The following is a 16,926-nucleotide window of genomic DNA, read 5'->3' on the forward strand; positions in this document are numbered from 1 at the left end:
CCGCCTGACCCTCAGCGCATGACGGAGGGCCGGCCACCGCGGGATGCGGTGACCGGCCCTCAGGTCGGTCGGGGTCGAACGGGATCAGCCGAGGCCGACCGAGGTCAGCCAGGTCTGCGCCACGGCCGCCGGGTCGGTGCCGCCGCCGACCTTGGTGTCCAGGTCGAGCAGGGTCGCCGTGTCCAGCTTCGCCGAGACCGCGTTGAGCGCGTCCGTGCCCGCCTGGGACAGCGCGCCCTTCTGCGCCACCGGGATCACGTTCTGGTAGCCGAAGAGGCCCTTGTCGTCGACCAGGGTGACCCACTTCTTGGCGCTGATGGTGCTGTCGGTGGTGAAGATGTCACCCACCTGGATGCTGTTCTTGCCCAGCGCGCCCTCGGTGAGCGGGCCGCCGGCGTCCAGCGCCTTGAAGCTCTTGAAGGTCAGGCCGTAGACGGACTTCAGCCCGAGCAGGCCCTCCTTGCGGGTCTGGAACTCCGGAGCCGCGCCGAGGGTCAGCTGGCCGGCGATACTGGTCAGGTCGGAGATCTTCGAGGCCGAGGTCAGCTTGTACTTGGCCGCCGTCTCCGCGTTGACCGTCAGCGAGTCCTTGTCCTCGGCCGGGGACGGGTTGAGCAGCGTCAGGTTGGTGGCCAGCTTGGCGCTGAGCTTGGCGTCGGTGTCGTCCGAGGAGGTCGGCACCGCGGACTGGTCCAGGAACGCCAGCAGCGCGCCGTTGTACTCCGGCATCACCGTGATGGTGCCGTTCTTCAGCAGGCCGTAGCTGATCTCACGGCTGCCGATCTGGTACTTGTAGCTGACCTTGACGCCCTTGGCCTTGAGCGCGCCGCCGTAGATGTCGGCGAGCAGGGTGCTCTCGGGGAAGTTGTTGCCGCCGATGACCACGGGTCCGCCCGCGGAGGCGGAGGCCGAGGGGGCAGCGGCCAGCGGGTTGCTGTCAGTGGTCTTCGTCGATGACGAGCAGGCGGCCATCGAGACAGCGGCCGCAGAGGCGATGAGGGCGGCGGCGATGCGACGGCCGTTGGTACTGGTGGAGGTCATGTTCCATTCCGGAGGTGAGAGGAGCGTGTGCACGGGCGTGAAGGCGTAGTCGGCATAACTCAGGGGCGATCAAATCCGTTCGCCTCGTGGCCAGTCAACCGCCATCCGACCTGTGGTCGTCGACGTTTGAGACCCCGCCCCCGGCCTGACCTGCGGCCTTGACACCCATGAGCCAGTGATACTGGGCTCCGAACTGGTCCCGGGGAAGGATTTTGGCGACTTCGTATCACAATGTTCACAACCCCCACTGACGATCTTGGCCTGTGAGCCGGTAGTCTCCGCGAGGTCAGATTTTCGATGCCGGCATTCCGGTTCGAGCAGACGTGCCGTCAGTTTCCAGGCTCCCGAGCCGATCGAGGAGATTCGCTTGTCCCGGCAGGACGCACGCCCGGCCATGCCGGACGCCCCCTCGGCCCTCCCGCTCACCGAGCCGTCACGGCTGTCCGAGAGAACGCCGTCGCGGGGGTTCCGGGCCGGCTTCGGGCTCGCCATCGAACGGGTCGCGTTCCGGCAGAAGCTCAACCTGCTGGTCGTGATCCCAGTGGTGGTGATGGCCATCCTGTTCGCGGTGATCGTCAACAGCGAGATCCAGACCGCCCGGTCGGCCGGCAACCAGGCCGATCTGTTCCGCGCCAGCGAGCAGGTCGCCCAGCTGGTGGACGACGTCCAGGCCGAGCACCAGCAGGCCAACATCCTGGCGGCCCGCTACGACCTGGCCCACCTCCAGCCGAGCAGCGCGCACCCCAGCACCGCGGCGTTCCAGCAGGCGACCCGGGCCACCCAGGCGCAGACCGCCGTCGTCCGGCAGGCCTTCGGCTCCTCGCTGCCCGCCGCCGAGGCCGAGGCGCTGCAGCAGGTCGACGCGCTCGACCAGATCCGCGTCCCGATCGTCTCCGGCCAGCTGGTCGCCAACAACATCGACGTCGGCTACGAGCTGGCCGCCGACAGCCTGATCGACGGCCTCGGCCTGGACACCGGCCACAACGGCAACCAGCTGCTGGGACAGCGGCTGGACGCCCTGCTGCGGACCGACAGCACCCACTCGGCCTACGAGACCAGCCTGCTGTCCGCGCAGACCAGCGGCAGCAACGCGCTGATCGAGTTCATGGCCGCGGTCGGCTTCCAGGACCAGTACACCGAGCAGAAGGCCCGCTTCGGCCGGCTGGCCACCCCGGCCCAGAACGGCGCGCTGAGCGGCATCGACTACAACACCAACGAGAAGTACCTGGACCAGCAGTTCTCGCAGCTGCAGGTCGACCCCTCGCCGCTGACCGGGATGATCACCGCCCGCAGCCTGCGCGACGCCGAGCGGGACGCCGTCGAGCCGACCTTCCTCCAGGTGGTCAAGGAGTCGGCGACCCGGCTGGCGATCACCCGCTCGCTGACCGAGCAGATCGCCGACGAGGCCGACAGCACCTCCAGCACCGCCTGGTGGCGGGCCGTCCTGCTGCTGCTGCTCGCACTGCTGTTCTCGGCCGCCTGGATCACCCTGTCGGTGCTGATCCGGCACTCGGTGGTGCGCCCGGTGCAGCGGCTCACCGCCGCCGCCCGCAAGGTCGCCACCGTCTCCGAGGCCGAGCTCTCCCGGGTCGCCGACGACGACGCCGTGGACGAGAGCCCGGCCCGGCTGGAGGCGCTCCCGGTCGTCTCCAGGGACGAACTCGGCTCGCTGGCCGAGGCGTTCAACCTGGTGCAGGTCACCGCGGCCGGGCTGCTGGAGCGCCAGGTCACCAGCCGCCGCAACATCGCCGAGATGTTCGGCAACATCGGCCGCCGGGTCAGCAACCTGACCACCCGTCAACTCGCGCTGATCGACGCGGTGGAGCGCGGCGAGACCGACCCGGAGCTGCTGGAGCAGCTGTACCGGATCGACCACATCGCGGTCCGGATGCAGCGCAACGCCGACAGCCTGATGCTGCTGGCCGGCATCCGCGAGTCCGAGCTGGACGGGCGCCCGGCCGCGGTCAGCCATGTGGTGCGGGCCGCCCTGGGGCAGATCGAGGGCTACCAGCGGGTGGTGCTGCAGGCGCAGACCGATCTGACGGTGTCCCCCGACATCGTCGGCGACCTGGTGCTGATGCTCGCCGAACTGCTGGAGAACGCCGCCTCCTTCTCCCCCGCGCACAGCAATGTCGAGGTGACCGTCCGCTCGGCGGCGGGCGGACAGGCCGCGATCGAGATCGTGGACCACGGACTGGGCATGGGCTCGGACCGGCTGGCCGAGGAGAACGCCCGGCTGGTCCGGCGCGAGCGGCTGGACCTGGTCCCGACCAAGGTGCTCGGCCTCTTCGTGGTCGGCACCCTGGCCCGGCGCTGGGGCATCACGGTCACCCTGGCCAGGACCCCCGGCGGCGGCGTGACCAGCCTGATCACCGTCCCGGCCGAGCTGCTCGCGGCGGCCCCGCCGGCCCCCGCGGTGCACCAGCCGCCCGCGCCGCCGGCCGCCCTGGCCGCGCCGGCCCCCGCCGCCGACCCGTACCCCGCCCCGGCCGACCCGTATGCCGACCCGGCCTACCCCTACGCCGCCCCGGCCGATCCCTACGCCGCCCCGGCCAGTGCCTACGCCGCCGCGCCGGCGCCCGAGCTGCCGGCCCCGCGGGCCGCGGCCGCCGCCGCGCCGGTGTCCACGGTGCTGGCGCCCGCCACCGACGGCGGCCTGCCCCGGCGCGCACCCCGGCGGACGGCGGAGGAGCCCGTGCACACCCACGCCCCCGAGCCGGCCCCGGCCGAGGCCAGCCGCCCCGAGGGGCTGCGCCGGAGGGTCCGCGGCGCGACGCTCAGCACGCCGAGCCCGGCGCCCCGGGTCGAGGTGGTCCCCTCCGCCCCGCTGCCGGTGCAGGACGCCGAGGAGGTCCGCTCCTCGCTGGAGGAGTTCGAGGCCGCCGTCAACCGCGCCGAGCGCGACAGCACGCTGACCAACCTCCATGCCCTTGATGTCCGCAGTACCGAGCACACCGCACCGCAGGAACTTCCGGAAGGAGTGGGACCGTGACCACGCCCACAGATGGCGCCGCCGCCCCCCACACAGGTACGTCCGATCCCGCAGCACCGGCGGACCTCCGCAGCGCGGCTGCCGACTTCACCTGGCTGCTGAACCGCTTCGCCACCGAGACGGCCGGGGTGGTGGACGCCATCGCGGTCTCCTCCGACGGCCTGCTGATAGCCGTCTCCCGGCTCCGCGACCCGGCCGACTCGGAGCGGCTGGCCGCGATCGTCTCCGGCATCACCAGCCTCGCCGCCGGGGCCTCCGGCAACTACGGCCTGGGCGCGCTGAACAAGGTCATCATCGACCTGGAGGGCGGGCACCTGCTGGTCTCCGCCATCGGCAACGGCTCGGTGCTGGGCGTGGTGGCCTCCAAGGAGGCCAAGCTCGGCAACATCGCCTACGAGATGACCCTCTTCGCGAACCGGGCCGGGGCGGCACTCAGCCCGCAGCTGATCATCGAGCTCAAGAACGGGGTCGGCACACCCATCGGTGGCTGACCCGCTCACGCACCATCACCGCACGGGGGCAAGGACCGAGGAGAGGACGACGACCATGGTGGGCAGCGCGGTCACCACCGAGGGCGGGTACGACACCCCGCCCCCAGGGGTCGTACGCCCCCTGCGCCCGTACGTCATGGCGGACGACGACCCGGAGCCCGGGCCGGCCCCGCGGCCGCAGCCACCGGCGCCCCCGCCCGCACCTCCGGCGCCTCCTGCGGTGCCCCCGCCGCCGGTGGCGCCGGTGGCGCCGGTGGAGGCCACCCGCAGCAGCCTCGCGGTACGGCCGTTCCTGCTCACCGCGGGCCGGGTGGCCGGCGCCGGCTTCGCGGCCGGCGGCGAGGACTCGGGGCCGCTGCCGCTGGAGACCCAGGTGGTCTCCACCTCCGAAGGCCTCTCCGCCCTGGCCGGACTGACCTTCGAGCACCATGCCATCGTCGACGCCTGCCGCGTCCCGCAGTCCCTGGCCGAGCTGGCCGCGAGGCTGCGACTGCACCTCAACGTGGTCCGGGTGATCGCCGGCGACCTGCGCGGAGCTGGGCAGTTGGCCGTCTACGTCCCCCAGGCCAGCACCGCCCAGGACGTCTCCGTACTGCGAAGGGTTATCGATGGTCTCCGCGCCGTCCCCGACTCCCGAGGGCTCCCGCGTGACAACCGCCCTGCCTGAGAGCGACCGTCCCAACCGATCGGTGGAAGCACCATGAGCACCGTGACCGCCCGTCCCCCGCTGCCCGTCAAGATGGTGATCGCGGGTGGGTTCGGCGTCGGCAAGACCACGACCGTCGCGGCGATCTCCGAGATCGAGCCGCTGACGACCGAGGCCAGCATCACCGAGGTCGCCGCAGGCGTGGACGACCTCACCCACACGCCGCACAAGACCACGACCACCGTGGCCATGGACTTCGGCTGCATCACCCTGGATCCCACGCTCAAGCTGTACCTCTTCGGCACGCCGGGGCAGGACCGCTTCGGCTTCATGTGGGACGACCTGGTGGAGGGCGCCCTCGGCGGCCTGGTCATCGTGGACACCCGGCGGCTGGACGACTGCTTCGCCGCCGTCGACTACTTCGAGAACAAGGGCCTGCCGTTCGCGGTCGGGGTGAACGTCTTCGACGGCAGCCTCGGCCACGACCTGGACGAGGTGCGCTGGGCGCTCGACATCGGCGAGAGCGTGCCGCTGGTGCTGTTCGACGCCCGCGAGCGCGGCTCGGTCAGGGACGCGCTGCTGGTGGTGCTGGAACTGGCCCTGGCCCGCGCCGAGCGCTGAGCTGAATACAACAAGCAGAGGAGGGAGGGGCCGCCACCGGTGGCGGCCCCTCCCTCCTCCTGTCTGCCTGTCCGCGGCGGCTACCGCTGCCGGCGGACCCCCGGCGAGACGAACACCCGTCCGGCGATCCAGAACAGGATCAGCGTCACCACCGCGAGCCCGGCGACCAGCACCGCGCCGCCGACCACCTGGTAGTAGTCCACCTGGTAGAGCCCGTCCACGATGTAGCGGCCGAGGCCGCCGAAGGAGACGTACGCGGCGATGGTCGCCGTGGAGACGATCTGGATCGCCGAGGAGCGGATCCCGCTGAGCACCAGCGGCAGCGCCACCGGCAGCTCGACCTGGAACAGCACCCGCACCGGGCCCATCCCCATCCCCCGCGCGGCGTCCACCAGCGAGCGGTCCACGGTGCGGATCGCCTCATAGGTGGTGACCAGCATCGGCGGGACGGCGAGGGCCACCAGCGGCACCATCACCGGAGTGAGGCCGAGGCCCATCAGGATGGTGAGCAGCACCAGCAGCCCGAAGCTCGGCAGCGCCCGGGCCGCCGTGGCGATCATCGCCAGGGCGTTGCCGCCGCGGCCCGTGTGCCCGGTGACCAGGCCGACCGGCAGCCCGATCACCGCGGCGATGCCGAGGGCCATCAGCGAGTACTGGACGTGCTCCCAGAGCCGGGTCGGGATGCCGTCGGGGCCGTGCCAGTGGGCGCTGTCGCTGAAGAAGACATTGGCGAAGTGGAAGATGTTCACCGCACCGCCCAGGGAGTGAGGAGCCGGCGCATCAGCACCAGCAGGCCGTCGATGACCATGGCCAGGACGGCGGTGGTGAGCACGGAGTTCCAGGCCAGCAGCGGCCGGTGGTACTGGCTGGCGTCCGCCAGCAGGTTGCCGAGCGCGCCCTGGTTGCCGATCAGCGCGCCGATGCTGACCATGCTGATGCTGGACACGGTCGCCACCCGCAGCCCGGCGACGATCGCCGGGACCGCGATCGGCAGCTCGACCTGGAGGTAGCGGCGGATCGGCCCGAAGCCCATCGCGGTGGCCGCGGCATGGGTCTCGACCGACACCGAACGGACGCCCTCGACGATGGCGGGGATCAGCACCACCAGGCTGTAGACCGTGAGCGGGATCTCCACGGTGGTGTCGCTCTGGCCGGTGTAGTCGATCAGGACCACGAAGAAGGCCAGCGAGGGCAGCGAGTAGAGGACGCTGCTGACCGCCAGCATCGGCCCGTACAGCCAGCGGTAGCGGGCGCAGAGCTGGCCCACCGGGAGCGCGATCAGCAGCCCGAACGCGACCGGGATCAGCGCGAGTTGGAGGTGCCAGAGGACCAGCCCGCCCCAGCTGTGCTGGAGGTCGCTGGGGAGGTCGAAGAAGCCCCCCATCAGGCGTCCGCCTGCCTCTCGGCGTGGGCGGACCGGATCGCGGCGGCGATGGTCTCCTGGGAGGCGACCCCGACCGCGCGTCCGTTCTCGTCCACCGCGACCGCCCACCCGGTGGGCGAGATCACCGCGGAGTCCAGCGCGGCCCGCAGCGAGTCCCGGCCGGCGATGAAGCTGTGGCCGTAGGGGATCAGCGCGTCGTCCCCGGAGGCCCGCTTCTTGGCGTCGGCCCAGCCCACCGGTCGGCCCTCGGTGTCGGTGACCAGCAGGTACGGCAGCTCCGGGATGGTCCGTTCGGCGATCTGCTCGGTGCTGCTGTCGACCGCGACGATCGGGCGCGGGTTGAGCTCGACCCCGGCCGCGGTGAAGAAGGACAGCCGGCGGACGCCGCGGTCCACGCCGAGGAAGTCCTCGACGAAGGGGTCGGCGGGCGCCGACAGCAGCTCGGACGGGGGCGCGTACTGGGCCAGCTTCCCGCCCTCGCGCAGCACCGCGACCATGTCGCCGAGCTTGATCGCCTCGTCGATGTCATGGGTGACGAAGACGATGGTCTTGCCCAGCTCGGACTGGATCCGCAGCAGTTCGTCCTGGAGGCCCTTGCGGACCACCGGGTCGACCGCGGAGAAGGGCTCGTCCATCAGCATCACCGGCGGGTCGGCCGCGAGCGCGCGGGCCACCCCGACCCGCTGCTGCTGGCCGCCGGAGAGCTGGTACGGGTAGCGCTTGGCCAGCGAGAGGTCGAGGCCGACCCGCTCCATCAGCTCCAGCGCGCTGGCCTTGGACTCGCGCCGGTCCCGGCCGAGCAGCCGGGGCACGGTGGAGATGTTGTCCACGATGGTGCGGTGCGGGAACAGCCCGGCGTTCTGGATCACATAGCCCATGGAGCGGCGCAGCGCGTTGACGGGTTGATCGCGGATGTCCGCGCCGTCGAGGGTGATCCGGCCCTCGGTGAGGTCGACCATCCTGTTGATCATGCGCAGGGTGGTGGTCTTGCCACAGCCCGACGGGCCGACCAGAACGGTGATGGAACCGTCCGGGATCTCGAGGGTGAGACGGTCCACCGCGGTGGTGCCGTCCGGGTACCGCTTCGTCACAGCATCAATCAGTATCAAAGCAGTACATAACCCTTCGGGCACACCTGAGTAACGGGCCCCCCATTTTCCGGGCGGGCGCAGTCACGAGTCAACGATCAAAAGTTCGGTCTTGCTCACATCCGTACGACCTTGGTACGACCTGTGCCGGGCCGGTGGGCCCGGGTGACCGACCCCCACATGGAGGTCCGACGGGGGCGGGTGGCAGAGTAGACCCTTACACCTGCGAGCCCCTGGCACGACTCGCAGTCCTTAGGTATTACTCACGATCGCTTGCTACATTGCGCAACCGTGGAACCGGACACCAGGAATGGACAGTCCTCCCTCCTGCACCGTTCTGACCCGAAGGATGTGACCATGACCGACACCAGCAGCGGCGGCAGGGCTGCCGCCCGACGCGGTGCCGGAAGCGCATCCCCCCAGGACGGCGGCGGCGAGAACGGCGGCGGCCGGAACGGCAGCGGCTCCACCACCTACGGCGGGCGCGCGGCGGCCCGGAAGAACCGCAAGCGCGGCAAGAGCCGTAAGAAAAAGGTCCTGCAGATCACCGCCCTGGTGGTGCTGGTCCCGCTGGTGGCCGGCGGCGGCTACCTCGGCTACACCGCCTACAAGCTCGACCACAACATCAAGAGCGACGCCCTCTTCAACGGCACCTCCGGCGACGCCGGCAAGGAGAAGCCGGACGCCTTCGGCAGGACCCCGATCAACCTGCTGGTGATCGGCTCCGACGGACGCGACAACGCGGCCGACTGCAAGATCGGCGGCGACTGCGGTCCCGGCGCGAACGCCGACGTCGAGATGGTGGTCCACATCTCCGCCGACCGTTCCAACGCGACGGTGATGAGCATCCCGCGCGACCTGGAGACCGAACTCCCGGCCTGCACCGACCAGAAGACCGGCGCCCACCGCAACGCGGGCACCGGCATGATCAACAGTGTGCTGACCTACGGCCCCGGCTGCAGCGTGGCGGCCGTGCACCAGCTGACCGGCATTCCGATCGACCACTTCGCCATGATCGACTTCAGTGGTGTGGTGAACATGTCCGACGCCGTCGGCGGGGTGACCGTCTGCGTCAACAACAACGTCTACGACCCCTACTCGCACCTGAAGCTCAAGAAGGGGACGCACACCCTCAAGGGCCTCGCCGCCCTGGAGTTCGTGCGGACCCGGCACGGCTTCGGCAACGGCGGCGACCTGGGCCGGGCCGACGCCCAGCACATCTTCCTGACCCAGACCATCAACGCGATGAAGAGCTCCAAGACCTTCACCAACCCCGGTCGGATGCTCAGCCTCGCCACCGCCGCGACCAAGGCGCTGACCGTCGACAGCGGGCTGAAGAGCATCACCAGCCTGCTCGGCCTGGCCGACGACCTGAACAAGGTCCCGACCGACCGGATGACCTTCACCACCATGCAGACCGGGGCCGACCCGGCGGACGCGAACCGGCTGGTGATAGCCACCGGCGCACAGACCCTGTTCAACACCATCAGCAACGACCAGTCGCTGACCACCGCCTCCGGCAGCACCTCGGCGGCGGGCAAGGCCACCGCGGCGCCGTCCGCGCCGGCCGCCCCGGCCTACAAGTCGGTGCCGGCCAGCCAGATCGCGATCCAGGTGGAGAACGGCAGCAGCACCAACGGCCGGGCCACCACCCTCCATGACGCACTGGTCAAGCAGGGCTACAGCAGCAACAGCACCATAGGCAACGCGCCCAGCAACAGCGTGAAGACCACCTCGCTGGAGTACGGCGCCGGGCGCCTGGACAACGCCAAGCAGGTCGCCGCGAGCCTCGGCCTCCCGGCCTCCGCGCTGAAGCAGGTCTCCGGCAGCAGGATCACCCTGGTGATCGGCGCCGACTGGCCGACCGGCACCGCCTTCCCCGGCGGCACCGTCAAGGCCCCGGCCGCCAACACCAAGGTCGCCCTGGACAACGCCAGTGCGAAGACCGGCAACCAGGTCAACAAGTGCGCGCAGGTGGGCACCCAGAACACCGTGTCGCTGCCCGGCTACGGCGGCATGACACCGATACGGGCATACTCACTGAGTCCGAAGGTGAAGGACTCCGCCCCGTAGCAGGGTGCTGAGGCCTCCACCCCGCAGCACCCGAGAACGCCGAGGTCGCCGCACGTGCCCGCAGCGCCCGCAGTGCCCGCGCCGCCCCCGTCCCCGGCGTCTCCCGCGGCGGAAGGCCACCGGGGCCAGCGCGACATCGTCGCCGTGATCGCCCTCGGCGGCGGTCTCGGCAGCCTCGCCCGGTACGGGCTGGCCCGGCTCTGGCCCACCGCGGCCGACGGCTTCCCCTGGGCGACCTTCGTCACCAACGCCCTCGGCAGCCTCGCCCTGGGCGCGCTGATGGTCTGTGTGCTGGACGTCTGGCCGGCCTCCCGCTATCGGCGGCCCTTCCTCGGCGTGGGGATCCTCGGCGGGTTCACCACCTTCTCCACCTACCTGGTGGAGACCAGGGGGCTGCTGGCGGCCCGGCAGTTCGCGCTCGCGGGGGGCTACGCGTTCGGCAGCCTGCTGACCGGGCTGCTCGCGGTCTGCCTCGGCGCGGCCCTGGCCCGCCGGCTGAGCCGGGCGGCGAGGTCCGGGGCGGCGACCTCCGGGCCCGCGCCGATCGATCCGGACCTGCCCGGCGACGGCTCGCCCGCCGCCAGCACGGAGCGTGCGCCCCGATGACCCCGATCACGGTCCTGATGGTCTTCCTCGGCGGCGCGGTCGGCGCCCCGACCCGCTACCTCACCGACCGCGCCGTGCAGTCCCGGCTGGCCGCGCGCGGCGGAGGCTTCCCCTGGGGCACCTTCACGGTCAACGTCAGCGGCTCACTGATCCTCGGCTGCCTCTCCGCCGCGGGCGCGGTCCACGGCCTGCCGGCCGACCTGGCGCTGCTGCTCGGCACCGGCTTCTGCGGCGGTCTCACCACCTTCTCCACCTTCAGCTACGAGACGGTGAAGCTGCTCGAACGAGGCGCGCCGACCTCGGCCGCCCTGAACGCCCTGACCAGTCTCGCCGTCGGCCTGGCTGCGGCGGCAGCCGGGTATGCGCTGGTCAGCGCGCTCTGACCGTCCCGCTTCCGGCGCCGACCGGGCCCCCTGAGCCTTCCGGGCCGCCCGGGGCGGACAGGTGCAGCAGCTGGAACCGGTCGCCGGGAACGCCCTCGGGGGCGTCGCCCGCCCAGAGGGTGGCGTGCAGCAGCTCCCAGTGGTGCGGGTCGAGCGCGACGGCGCTGGTGTGGACGCCGGCCGTACCGGCCCGGGCGGCGAGCTCGGCGGCGGCCGCGGCCATCGCCTCGACGGGATCGGCGCCGTCCGCGACCGGGGTCCGGCACAGGGTCGCGGTACGGGGTGCGAGCTGCGCGGACGGGCCGGTCGCCAGCCCCGCGCCGATCCAGTGCCGGACGGTCGGCCGGCCGAAGTCGGTGACGATCCGGCCGAAGCCCTGGCCGCCCCAGAGGAAGCGGCCGAGCGCCTCCGGGTCGTTCCAGAAGTAGAGCGGGGCATAGGCGTTGACCGGCGAGCCGTCGACCCCGCGCTCCCGGATCAGATACGCCTTGAGGCCGAGACCGGTGAAGTCGTCCAGCAGATGGCCGCCCAGCTTCACCCGGCGGCGGATGATCGCCATGTCGTAGTCGGCGGGCAGGCTGATCGTGTACTGCATCACATGCGTCAGCATGACGCCGACTGTACCTACTAGTATGTACTGCCAGCAAGCAGAAAAGCAGGCGAGGCACCGCAATGCCCCGCCCGCTTTCCCTTCCCCCTGTTCGACCCCCCCGCTCGCCCCCTGCCCCCCGGCTGGGCGGACCCCCGTTCGGGCGGGGCCGTCGTCAGGTAGCGCTGAACGGCACCAGTACCACCGGTGCGCTGGTCGGCTTCGGCGAGCCGCCCGCGGGCTCCACGGTCACACCGACCCCGGCGGCCCCGTCGGGGGTACCGGTGAGCATGGTCGCCCCGTTGCCCGCCCCCGACACCAGACCGGCCGGGACCAGGCCCGCCGGGACCATCTGCCCGTCCTTGCTGTACCAGAGTTCGTACACCTTGGTCGGGGGCAGCGCCGGCAGGCCCCGGTAGACGAAAGCGGTCTGCTGCAGCGAGGGCGAGGTGACGACCGTGCTGCTGCCGCCGCCCTTCACCGCCGCGGTGTGGAAGCTCGCGTCCGGCGCGGCCAGCAGCGAGCTCAGCACCGCCGCCTGCGACTGGGCCTGGACCACCTGCGAGCGCTGGTGCTGCACGTCGTGCTCCGCGTTGACCGCGAAGCCGCCCGCCACCAGCGCCGCCGCCAGGCAGGCGGCCAGCGCCAGTTGGGGCATCCGGTGCCGCCAGCGGCGCCAGCGCTGCGAGGCGGACCAGGACACGGCGTCCGTCCCCGGCACCCGCGGCGGCAGCTGCCGCACCTCCGGAATGGCCGCCATGACCCGTGCCCGGAACTCGCCGGACGGCGTCTCGGCCGCGGCGAGGGCCAGCCTGGCCGCGGTCTCCTGGAGTTCGCGCACCTCCTGGCCGCAGGCGGCGCAGGCCGCCAGATGCCGGGTGAACTCTTCGGATTCTCGATCGGACAGCGCGTGCAGCGCGTAGCGCGTAGGCTCCGGTCAGCGTATGCAGATCGGCACTGGTCACGAGGTCACCCCCAGGCAGTCGCGGAGCCGGATGAGTCCGTCCCGGAGTCGGGTCTTCACGGTCCCCAGGGCGGCGCCGAGCAGGTCGGCGGTCTCCTGGTAAGTGCAGCCGCGGTAGTAGGCAAGCATCACCGACTCGCGCTGCAGTTCGGTCAGCGAGCTGAGGCAGCGGCGCACCTGCTCGCGTTCGAGCCTGCGCTCCACCTGCTCACTGACCTCGTCGAAGGCTGGAGTGTGGTCGCGTACCGCCGCCCGGTGCTCCCGGTCGGTGGACGCCTGTGCCGAACGCACCCGGTCCACGGCCCGCCGATGCGCCAGGGTCATCACCCAGGACATGGCACTGCCCTTCTCGGGGTCGAACCTGGCGGCGCAGCGCCAGACCTCGATCAGTACCTCCTGCGCCACCTCCTCCGACTGCGCCGGATCGCGGAGCAGTCGCCGGACCAGGCCGAGCACCGGCCCGGCCACCGCGGAGTAGACGGTTTCGAAGGCTTGCTGGTCACCCCTGGAGACGCGGTCGAGCAGCAGCTCAAGAGCGCCGTAGCCACTGGCAGAGCCAGGGGCCACCGGCTGATCGCCGCGTGATGCCGCGTGCATACACGTACCTCCGGAGGTCTGGGTGCAATGGTGATTCGTGACTGGCACCCGAAAGGATTGGTCCGGGCGAAAAGATTTCCGCCCGGATCGCCTCACTGTCCGGCGACTACGCCAGGGGCATAAGCACGGTGTCAGGTCTGGGCCAACCTACCGCCGCGGACCCGCCCGCGGTCCCCGCGGCGGTTTCCGGGGCCGATCCCGCCAGCGGGCGACCGCCGAAGGGACCGCGATCCACAGCGTCACCGCGCAGCCGACGACAACGAGCAGCAGCAGCCAGTTCCGCAGGTACGGCAGCGGCAGCAGGGTCGGGTTCCCGTTGTGCTGGTCCTCCCTGAGCACCGCGGGCAACCCGATCGCGGTCAGCGCCGCCGCCGTGATCAGCCCGACCACGACCGGGCCGCGCACCCGGGCCGGCACCAGCCGGGCCACCACCGCGCCGACCAGCAGCAGCACCGGCACCCACACCCCGTCGTGCAGCACGATGCCGCCGCCGGCCCACAGCAGCACCTGGAGCCGGTGCCCGGTGAGGTACGGCTCCCCCAGGAACCCGGCGATCCCGAACCCGACCAGCGCCAGCCCGCCCGCCAGCACCAGGCCCCGCGCCACCGCCTGCGGCCGCAGCCGCGGCTTCGTGTTCAGCCTCATGCGATCACCTCCAGCCGGGAGACCCACTTGGTCTGCAGCACGCCGGGCCGGTTCGGCGCGATGATCCGCGCCGGGTAGCCGTGGTCGGCCGCCAGCACGTCCCCGTTGACCCGCAGCGCCAGCAGGGTCAGCGGATCGCGCGCGTAGGAGGCCTCCATCTCGGTCACCCCGTAGGCGCCGCCCCGGTCCAGCGAAACCACCCGCAGTCGCGCCGTACCGTCGGCACCGGCCCGTTCCACCAGGTCACGGATCCGGACCCCGGTCCAGTGCGCGGAAGCGCTCCACCCCTCCACGCAGGAGATCGGCAGCTGCGCGGTGTACTGCGGCAGCGCGCCCAGCTCGTCCAGGGTCAGCGTGTACGGGCGCGGTCCGGCGACGGCGAGCCGCCAGTCCGCCCCGGAGACATGCACCATGCCGGCCGCCTGCGCCGTGCGGTTGACCGGCAGGCCCTGCGGGCCGAGGTCGGGGCGACGCGGGGCCAGCAGGTCGAACCGGCGCAGCCAGGGCACCGTCTGCCCGGCGGTGACCAGGGTGACCGTCAGCACCGACAGCGCCACCCCGCTCAGGAACGCCCGCCGCCCGGGAACCGCGCCGACGCCGGCGGCGTCCCCGGGCTGCCCGTCGAGGGCTTGCTGCTCGGACCTGACCCTGCGCCAGTTGGCCGCGATCTCGGGCCACTTGGCCGCGATGTGCAGCAGCAGCCCGCCGATCGCGATCCAGGCCAGCCAGAAGTGCGTCTGCCGGAACGGGAACGGCCAGGGGTACCACTGGAGCGTGTTCAGCAGCCCGGTGAAGACCTCCAGCAGCGCCGACCCGACCAGCAGGACGATGCCGAGCCGCTCCAGCGCCTGCAGCACGCTCTTCGCGGGGGGCCAGGCGAAGAGCTTGGGGTAGACCGTCCACAGCTTGGCGCCGAGCAGCGGGATCGAGGCGATGCCGCTGATCACATGCAGGCCCTGGGTGACCCGGTAGCCGTTCACCGGTCGGCTGGGCAGATGGCCCCGCAGCCAGCCGGGCGGATCCTGCAGGCCGTGGCTGATCAGTCCGGTCGCGAAGCAGATCAGAAAGGTCGCGCCGAGCCAGCGCCCGATCACCACCGCCGTCCGCGGCTCATGCAGCTTCGAGCTGAAGGCCGCCTGCAGCTCCTCCGGCTTGGGCGGCTTCGGCAACGCGGACAGCTTCGAGACCACCGACGACTTCGGCAGCGTCGGCAACTTCGGCAACTTCGAGCGCAAGGACAAAAGCGGATGTCTGGGCACATCTCCATGAGACAGCCCGGACCCCCTCCGAACCCTGTTCGGCGTGCTTACGAAAGTCCTACACCCGGTCCGGGACCGGTCTGTCACAGCCGGGCAACAACACCCGGCCCGGGCCAACAAGACCGCTCCGGCGCGGGTCATTCCCTATGAGGGCAACCGCACGACCGAACCTGCCCCCGCCACGATCACCTCCCCAAGGAGCGGCACCATGGCACCCAAGGGCCCCCGCAAGGCCGTCGCGTTCGTCCTGCTGCTCGCCGCCGCCGTACTCGGCGGCGCGAGCGCCTGTACGCCCAGCCCGTCGCCGCCGGCCGCCCGGCCCGGCCAGAGCGGCCAGAGCGGCCAGAGCGGCCAGGGCGGCCAGGGCGCCGCTCCGAGCGCGTCCACGGCCGGCACCCACCCACCCGTGACCATCACCATCGATCTGGCGAAGAACGCCGCTGGGGACGTGCTGACCGACAAGCCGGTCCGGATCACCGTGCAGGGCGGCAGCCTGGCCTCGGTGACCGTGGCCGACTCCAAGGGCGACCCGGTGCCCGGCAGCACCAGCCTCAGCGCCGGCACCTGGACGCCGGCCTCGCCGTTCGGGGTGGGCGCGCGTTACACCCTGACCGCGGACGCCACCGCCCAGGGCGACCCGAGCGCCCAGCCGACCATCAACCGGGTCGGCTTCACCGCGGCCACCCCGGCGAAGACCATGACCCTGGACTCCATCACTCCCGCCAAGGGGGCGACGGTGGGCGTGGCCATGCCCATCTCGATCGTCTTCTCCGACCCGGTGGCCCAGGCGAACCGGGCCGGCGTCGAGAAGCAGCTCAAGGTCAGCGCGTCCCCCGCCGTCACCGGCAGCTGGCACTGGTTCAGCGACCGGCGGGTGGACTGGCGTCCCAAGGACTTCTGGAAGTCCGGCACCAAGGTCACCGTCGCCGCCGACCTGAACGGCGTCAACGGCGGCAACGGCCGCTATGGAAAGACCGACTACCAGCACTCCTTCACCATCGGCCGCGACGTGGAGGCCGTGGTCGACGCCCCGGGCCACACCATGAAGGTCTATCTGAACGGCGGCTTGGACCGCGTGCTCCGGGTGGACACCGGCAAGCCGGGCTATGAGACCTGGGGCGGCACGATGGCGGTGATCGACAAGCAGGCCTCGGTCGTCATGAACTCCTGCAGCGTCGGAATCCAGTGCAACCCCAACGGCCCGAACTACTACAACCAGCCGTTCCCCTGGGCCGTCCACCTGACCGGCAGCGGCACCTACGCCCACTTCTCCGACGGCGACTCGGACCCGGGCCTGGACAACAGTTCGCACGGCTGCATCCACCTCTCGCTCAGCGACGCCAAGTGGTTCTTCGACCTGGTCAAGCAGGGCGACCCGGTGACCGTCAAGGGTGAACCCAAGAACGTCGCGCCCGACAACGGATACGCCGACTTCACCCTCGGCTGGGCCCGGTGGACCGCCGGAAGCGCCCTACACAACGCCTGAATCCGGCCGCCGGACACCCGGCCGTCCCGCCGTCCCGTGCGACCGTTTCCACCGGTTTGCC

Annotated in this window: 17 protein-coding genes; 8 read left to right on the top strand and 9 right to left on the bottom strand. The window is 71.5% G+C overall.

Going from position 1 to position 16,926, the window contains the following annotated elements; genetic code table 11:
* Window positions 1–84: 84 nt before the first annotated feature.
* Window positions 85–1,041: an ABC transporter substrate-binding protein gene (locus tag ACXKR8_RS22735; protein WP_458274718.1), complete on the bottom strand. Its 957-nt coding sequence runs from the start codon at window positions 1,039–1,041 to the stop codon at window positions 85–87.
* Window positions 1,042–1,408: 367 nt separating this feature from the next.
* Here ACXKR8_RS22735 and ACXKR8_RS22740 point away from each other — a divergent pair, with 367 nt between their 5' ends.
* From ACXKR8_RS22740 to ACXKR8_RS22755, 4 genes are all read left to right on the top strand, one after another.
* Window positions 1,409–4,033 carry a HAMP domain-containing sensor histidine kinase gene (locus tag ACXKR8_RS22740; protein WP_458274719.1) on the top strand — a complete coding sequence of 875 codons (2,625 nt, stop codon included), beginning with the start codon at window positions 1,409–1,411 and terminating at the stop codon, window positions 4,031–4,033.
* A complete protein-coding gene (locus ACXKR8_RS22745; RefSeq protein WP_458274720.1) occupies window positions 4,030–4,524 on the top strand; it encodes a roadblock/LC7 domain-containing protein in 495 nt (164 codons plus the stop codon). The genes ACXKR8_RS22740 and ACXKR8_RS22745 overlap by 4 nt, the downstream gene beginning before the upstream one ends.
* Window positions 4,525–4,660: 136 nt before the next feature.
* On the top strand, window positions 4,661–5,191 hold the full coding sequence (locus tag ACXKR8_RS22750) for a DUF742 domain-containing protein (RefSeq protein WP_458275061.1): 531 nt from the start codon (window positions 4,661–4,663) through the stop codon (window positions 5,189–5,191).
* A 33-nt stretch (window positions 5,192–5,224) separates the two neighbouring features.
* Window positions 5,225–5,791 (top strand): GTP-binding protein, encoded by a 567-nt coding sequence (locus ACXKR8_RS22755; RefSeq protein ID WP_458274721.1) that lies wholly within the window; start codon window positions 5,225–5,227, stop codon window positions 5,789–5,791.
* Window positions 5,792–5,871: 80 nt separating this feature from the next.
* On the opposite strand, the gene ACXKR8_RS22760 is transcribed toward ACXKR8_RS22755, so the two are convergent.
* The 3 genes from ACXKR8_RS22760 to ACXKR8_RS22770 are packed head-to-tail and all read right to left on the bottom strand — an operon-like array spanning window position 5,872 to window position 8,284.
* Window positions 5,872–6,540, bottom strand: coding sequence for an ABC transporter permease (locus ACXKR8_RS22760; protein ID WP_458274722.1), 669 nt, complete (start codon window positions 6,538–6,540; stop codon window positions 5,872–5,874).
* Window positions 6,537–7,175, bottom strand: coding sequence for an ABC transporter permease (locus ACXKR8_RS22765; protein ID WP_458274723.1), 639 nt, complete (start codon window positions 7,173–7,175; stop codon window positions 6,537–6,539). Before ACXKR8_RS22765 ends, ACXKR8_RS22760 begins: the two co-directional genes overlap by 4 nt.
* Window positions 7,175–8,284, bottom strand: coding sequence for an ABC transporter ATP-binding protein (locus ACXKR8_RS22770; RefSeq protein WP_458274724.1), 1,110 nt, complete (start codon window positions 8,282–8,284; stop codon window positions 7,175–7,177). The genes ACXKR8_RS22765 and ACXKR8_RS22770 overlap by 1 nt, the downstream gene beginning before the upstream one ends.
* A gap of 336 nt (window positions 8,285–8,620) precedes the next feature.
* Between ACXKR8_RS22770 and ACXKR8_RS22775 the strand changes: the two genes are divergently transcribed.
* From ACXKR8_RS22775 to crcB, 3 genes are read left to right on the top strand one after another with little or no spacing between them, the layout of a single operon-like run.
* Entirely contained in the window at window positions 8,621–10,336 is a 1,716-nt protein-coding gene (locus ACXKR8_RS22775) for an LCP family protein (protein WP_458274725.1), read from the top strand.
* A 54-nt stretch (window positions 10,337–10,390) separates the two neighbouring features.
* Window positions 10,391–10,942, top strand: a complete 552-nt coding sequence (locus ACXKR8_RS22780; protein ID WP_458274726.1) for a fluoride efflux transporter FluC — start codon at window positions 10,391–10,393, stop codon at window positions 10,940–10,942.
* A 5-nt stretch (window positions 10,943–10,947) separates the two neighbouring features.
* Window positions 10,948–11,325 (top strand): fluoride efflux transporter CrcB, encoded by a 378-nt coding sequence (gene crcB, locus ACXKR8_RS22785; protein WP_458275062.1) that lies wholly within the window; start codon window positions 10,948–10,950, stop codon window positions 11,323–11,325.
* Here crcB and ACXKR8_RS22790 read toward each other — a convergent pair.
* From ACXKR8_RS22790 to ACXKR8_RS22810, 5 genes are all read right to left on the bottom strand, one after another.
* Window positions 11,312–11,935 carry a DUF4865 family protein gene (locus ACXKR8_RS22790; protein ID WP_458274727.1) on the bottom strand — a complete coding sequence of 208 codons (624 nt, stop codon included), beginning with the start codon at window positions 11,933–11,935 and terminating at the stop codon, window positions 11,312–11,314. The two genes, crcB and ACXKR8_RS22790, sit on opposite strands and share 14 nt — an antisense overlap.
* A 154-nt stretch (window positions 11,936–12,089) precedes the next feature.
* Window positions 12,090–12,830, bottom strand: coding sequence for an anti-sigma factor (locus tag ACXKR8_RS22795; RefSeq protein WP_462100697.1), 741 nt, complete (start codon window positions 12,828–12,830; stop codon window positions 12,090–12,092).
* Between the two features lie 45 nt (window positions 12,831–12,875).
* A complete protein-coding gene (locus ACXKR8_RS22800; RefSeq protein ID WP_458274729.1) occupies window positions 12,876–13,475 on the bottom strand; it encodes a sigma-70 family RNA polymerase sigma factor in 600 nt (199 codons plus the stop codon).
* 147 nt (window positions 13,476–13,622) lie between these two features.
* Window positions 13,623–14,120, bottom strand: coding sequence for a hypothetical protein (locus tag ACXKR8_RS22805; RefSeq protein WP_458274730.1), 498 nt, complete (start codon window positions 14,118–14,120; stop codon window positions 13,623–13,625).
* A complete protein-coding gene (locus ACXKR8_RS22810; RefSeq protein WP_458275063.1) occupies window positions 14,117–15,262 on the bottom strand; it encodes a molybdopterin-dependent oxidoreductase in 1,146 nt (381 codons plus the stop codon). The genes ACXKR8_RS22805 and ACXKR8_RS22810 overlap by 4 nt, the downstream gene beginning before the upstream one ends.
* A gap of 325 nt (window positions 15,263–15,587) precedes the next feature.
* Here ACXKR8_RS22810 and ACXKR8_RS22815 point away from each other — a divergent pair, with 325 nt between their 5' ends.
* Window positions 15,588–16,865, top strand: coding sequence for a L,D-transpeptidase (locus ACXKR8_RS22815; RefSeq protein ID WP_458274731.1), 1,278 nt, complete (start codon window positions 15,588–15,590; stop codon window positions 16,863–16,865).
* Window positions 16,866–16,926: the final 61 nt, after the last annotated feature.

It is taken from the genome of Streptacidiphilus sp. PAMC 29251 (assembly GCF_054208735.2).

Coding starts and splice junctions, on each gene's coding strand:
- ACXKR8_RS22765 (WP_458274723.1), bottom strand. CDS start 7,175: ATGGGGGGCTTCTTCGACCTCCCCAGCGACCTCCAGCACAGCTGGGGC.
- ACXKR8_RS22805 (WP_458274730.1), bottom strand. CDS start 14,120: ATGAGGCTGAACACGAAGCCGCGGCTGCGGCCGCAGGCGGTGGCGCGG.
- ACXKR8_RS22755 (WP_458274721.1), top strand. CDS start 5,225: ATGAGCACCGTGACCGCCCGTCCCCCGCTGCCCGTCAAGATGGTGATC.
- ACXKR8_RS22775 (WP_458274725.1), top strand. CDS start 8,621: ATGACCGACACCAGCAGCGGCGGCAGGGCTGCCGCCCGACGCGGTGCC.
- ACXKR8_RS22735 (WP_458274718.1), bottom strand. CDS start 1,041: ATGACCTCCACCAGTACCAACGGCCGTCGCATCGCCGCCGCCCTCATC.
- ACXKR8_RS22790 (WP_458274727.1), bottom strand. CDS start 11,935: ATGCTGACGCATGTGATGCAGTACACGATCAGCCTGCCCGCCGACTAC.
- ACXKR8_RS22800 (WP_458274729.1), bottom strand. CDS start 13,475: ATGCACGCGGCATCACGCGGCGATCAGCCGGTGGCCCCTGGCTCTGCC.
- ACXKR8_RS22750 (WP_458275061.1), top strand. CDS start 4,661: ATGGCGGACGACGACCCGGAGCCCGGGCCGGCCCCGCGGCCGCAGCCA.
- ACXKR8_RS22815 (WP_458274731.1), top strand. CDS start 15,588: ATGGCACCCAAGGGCCCCCGCAAGGCCGTCGCGTTCGTCCTGCTGCTC.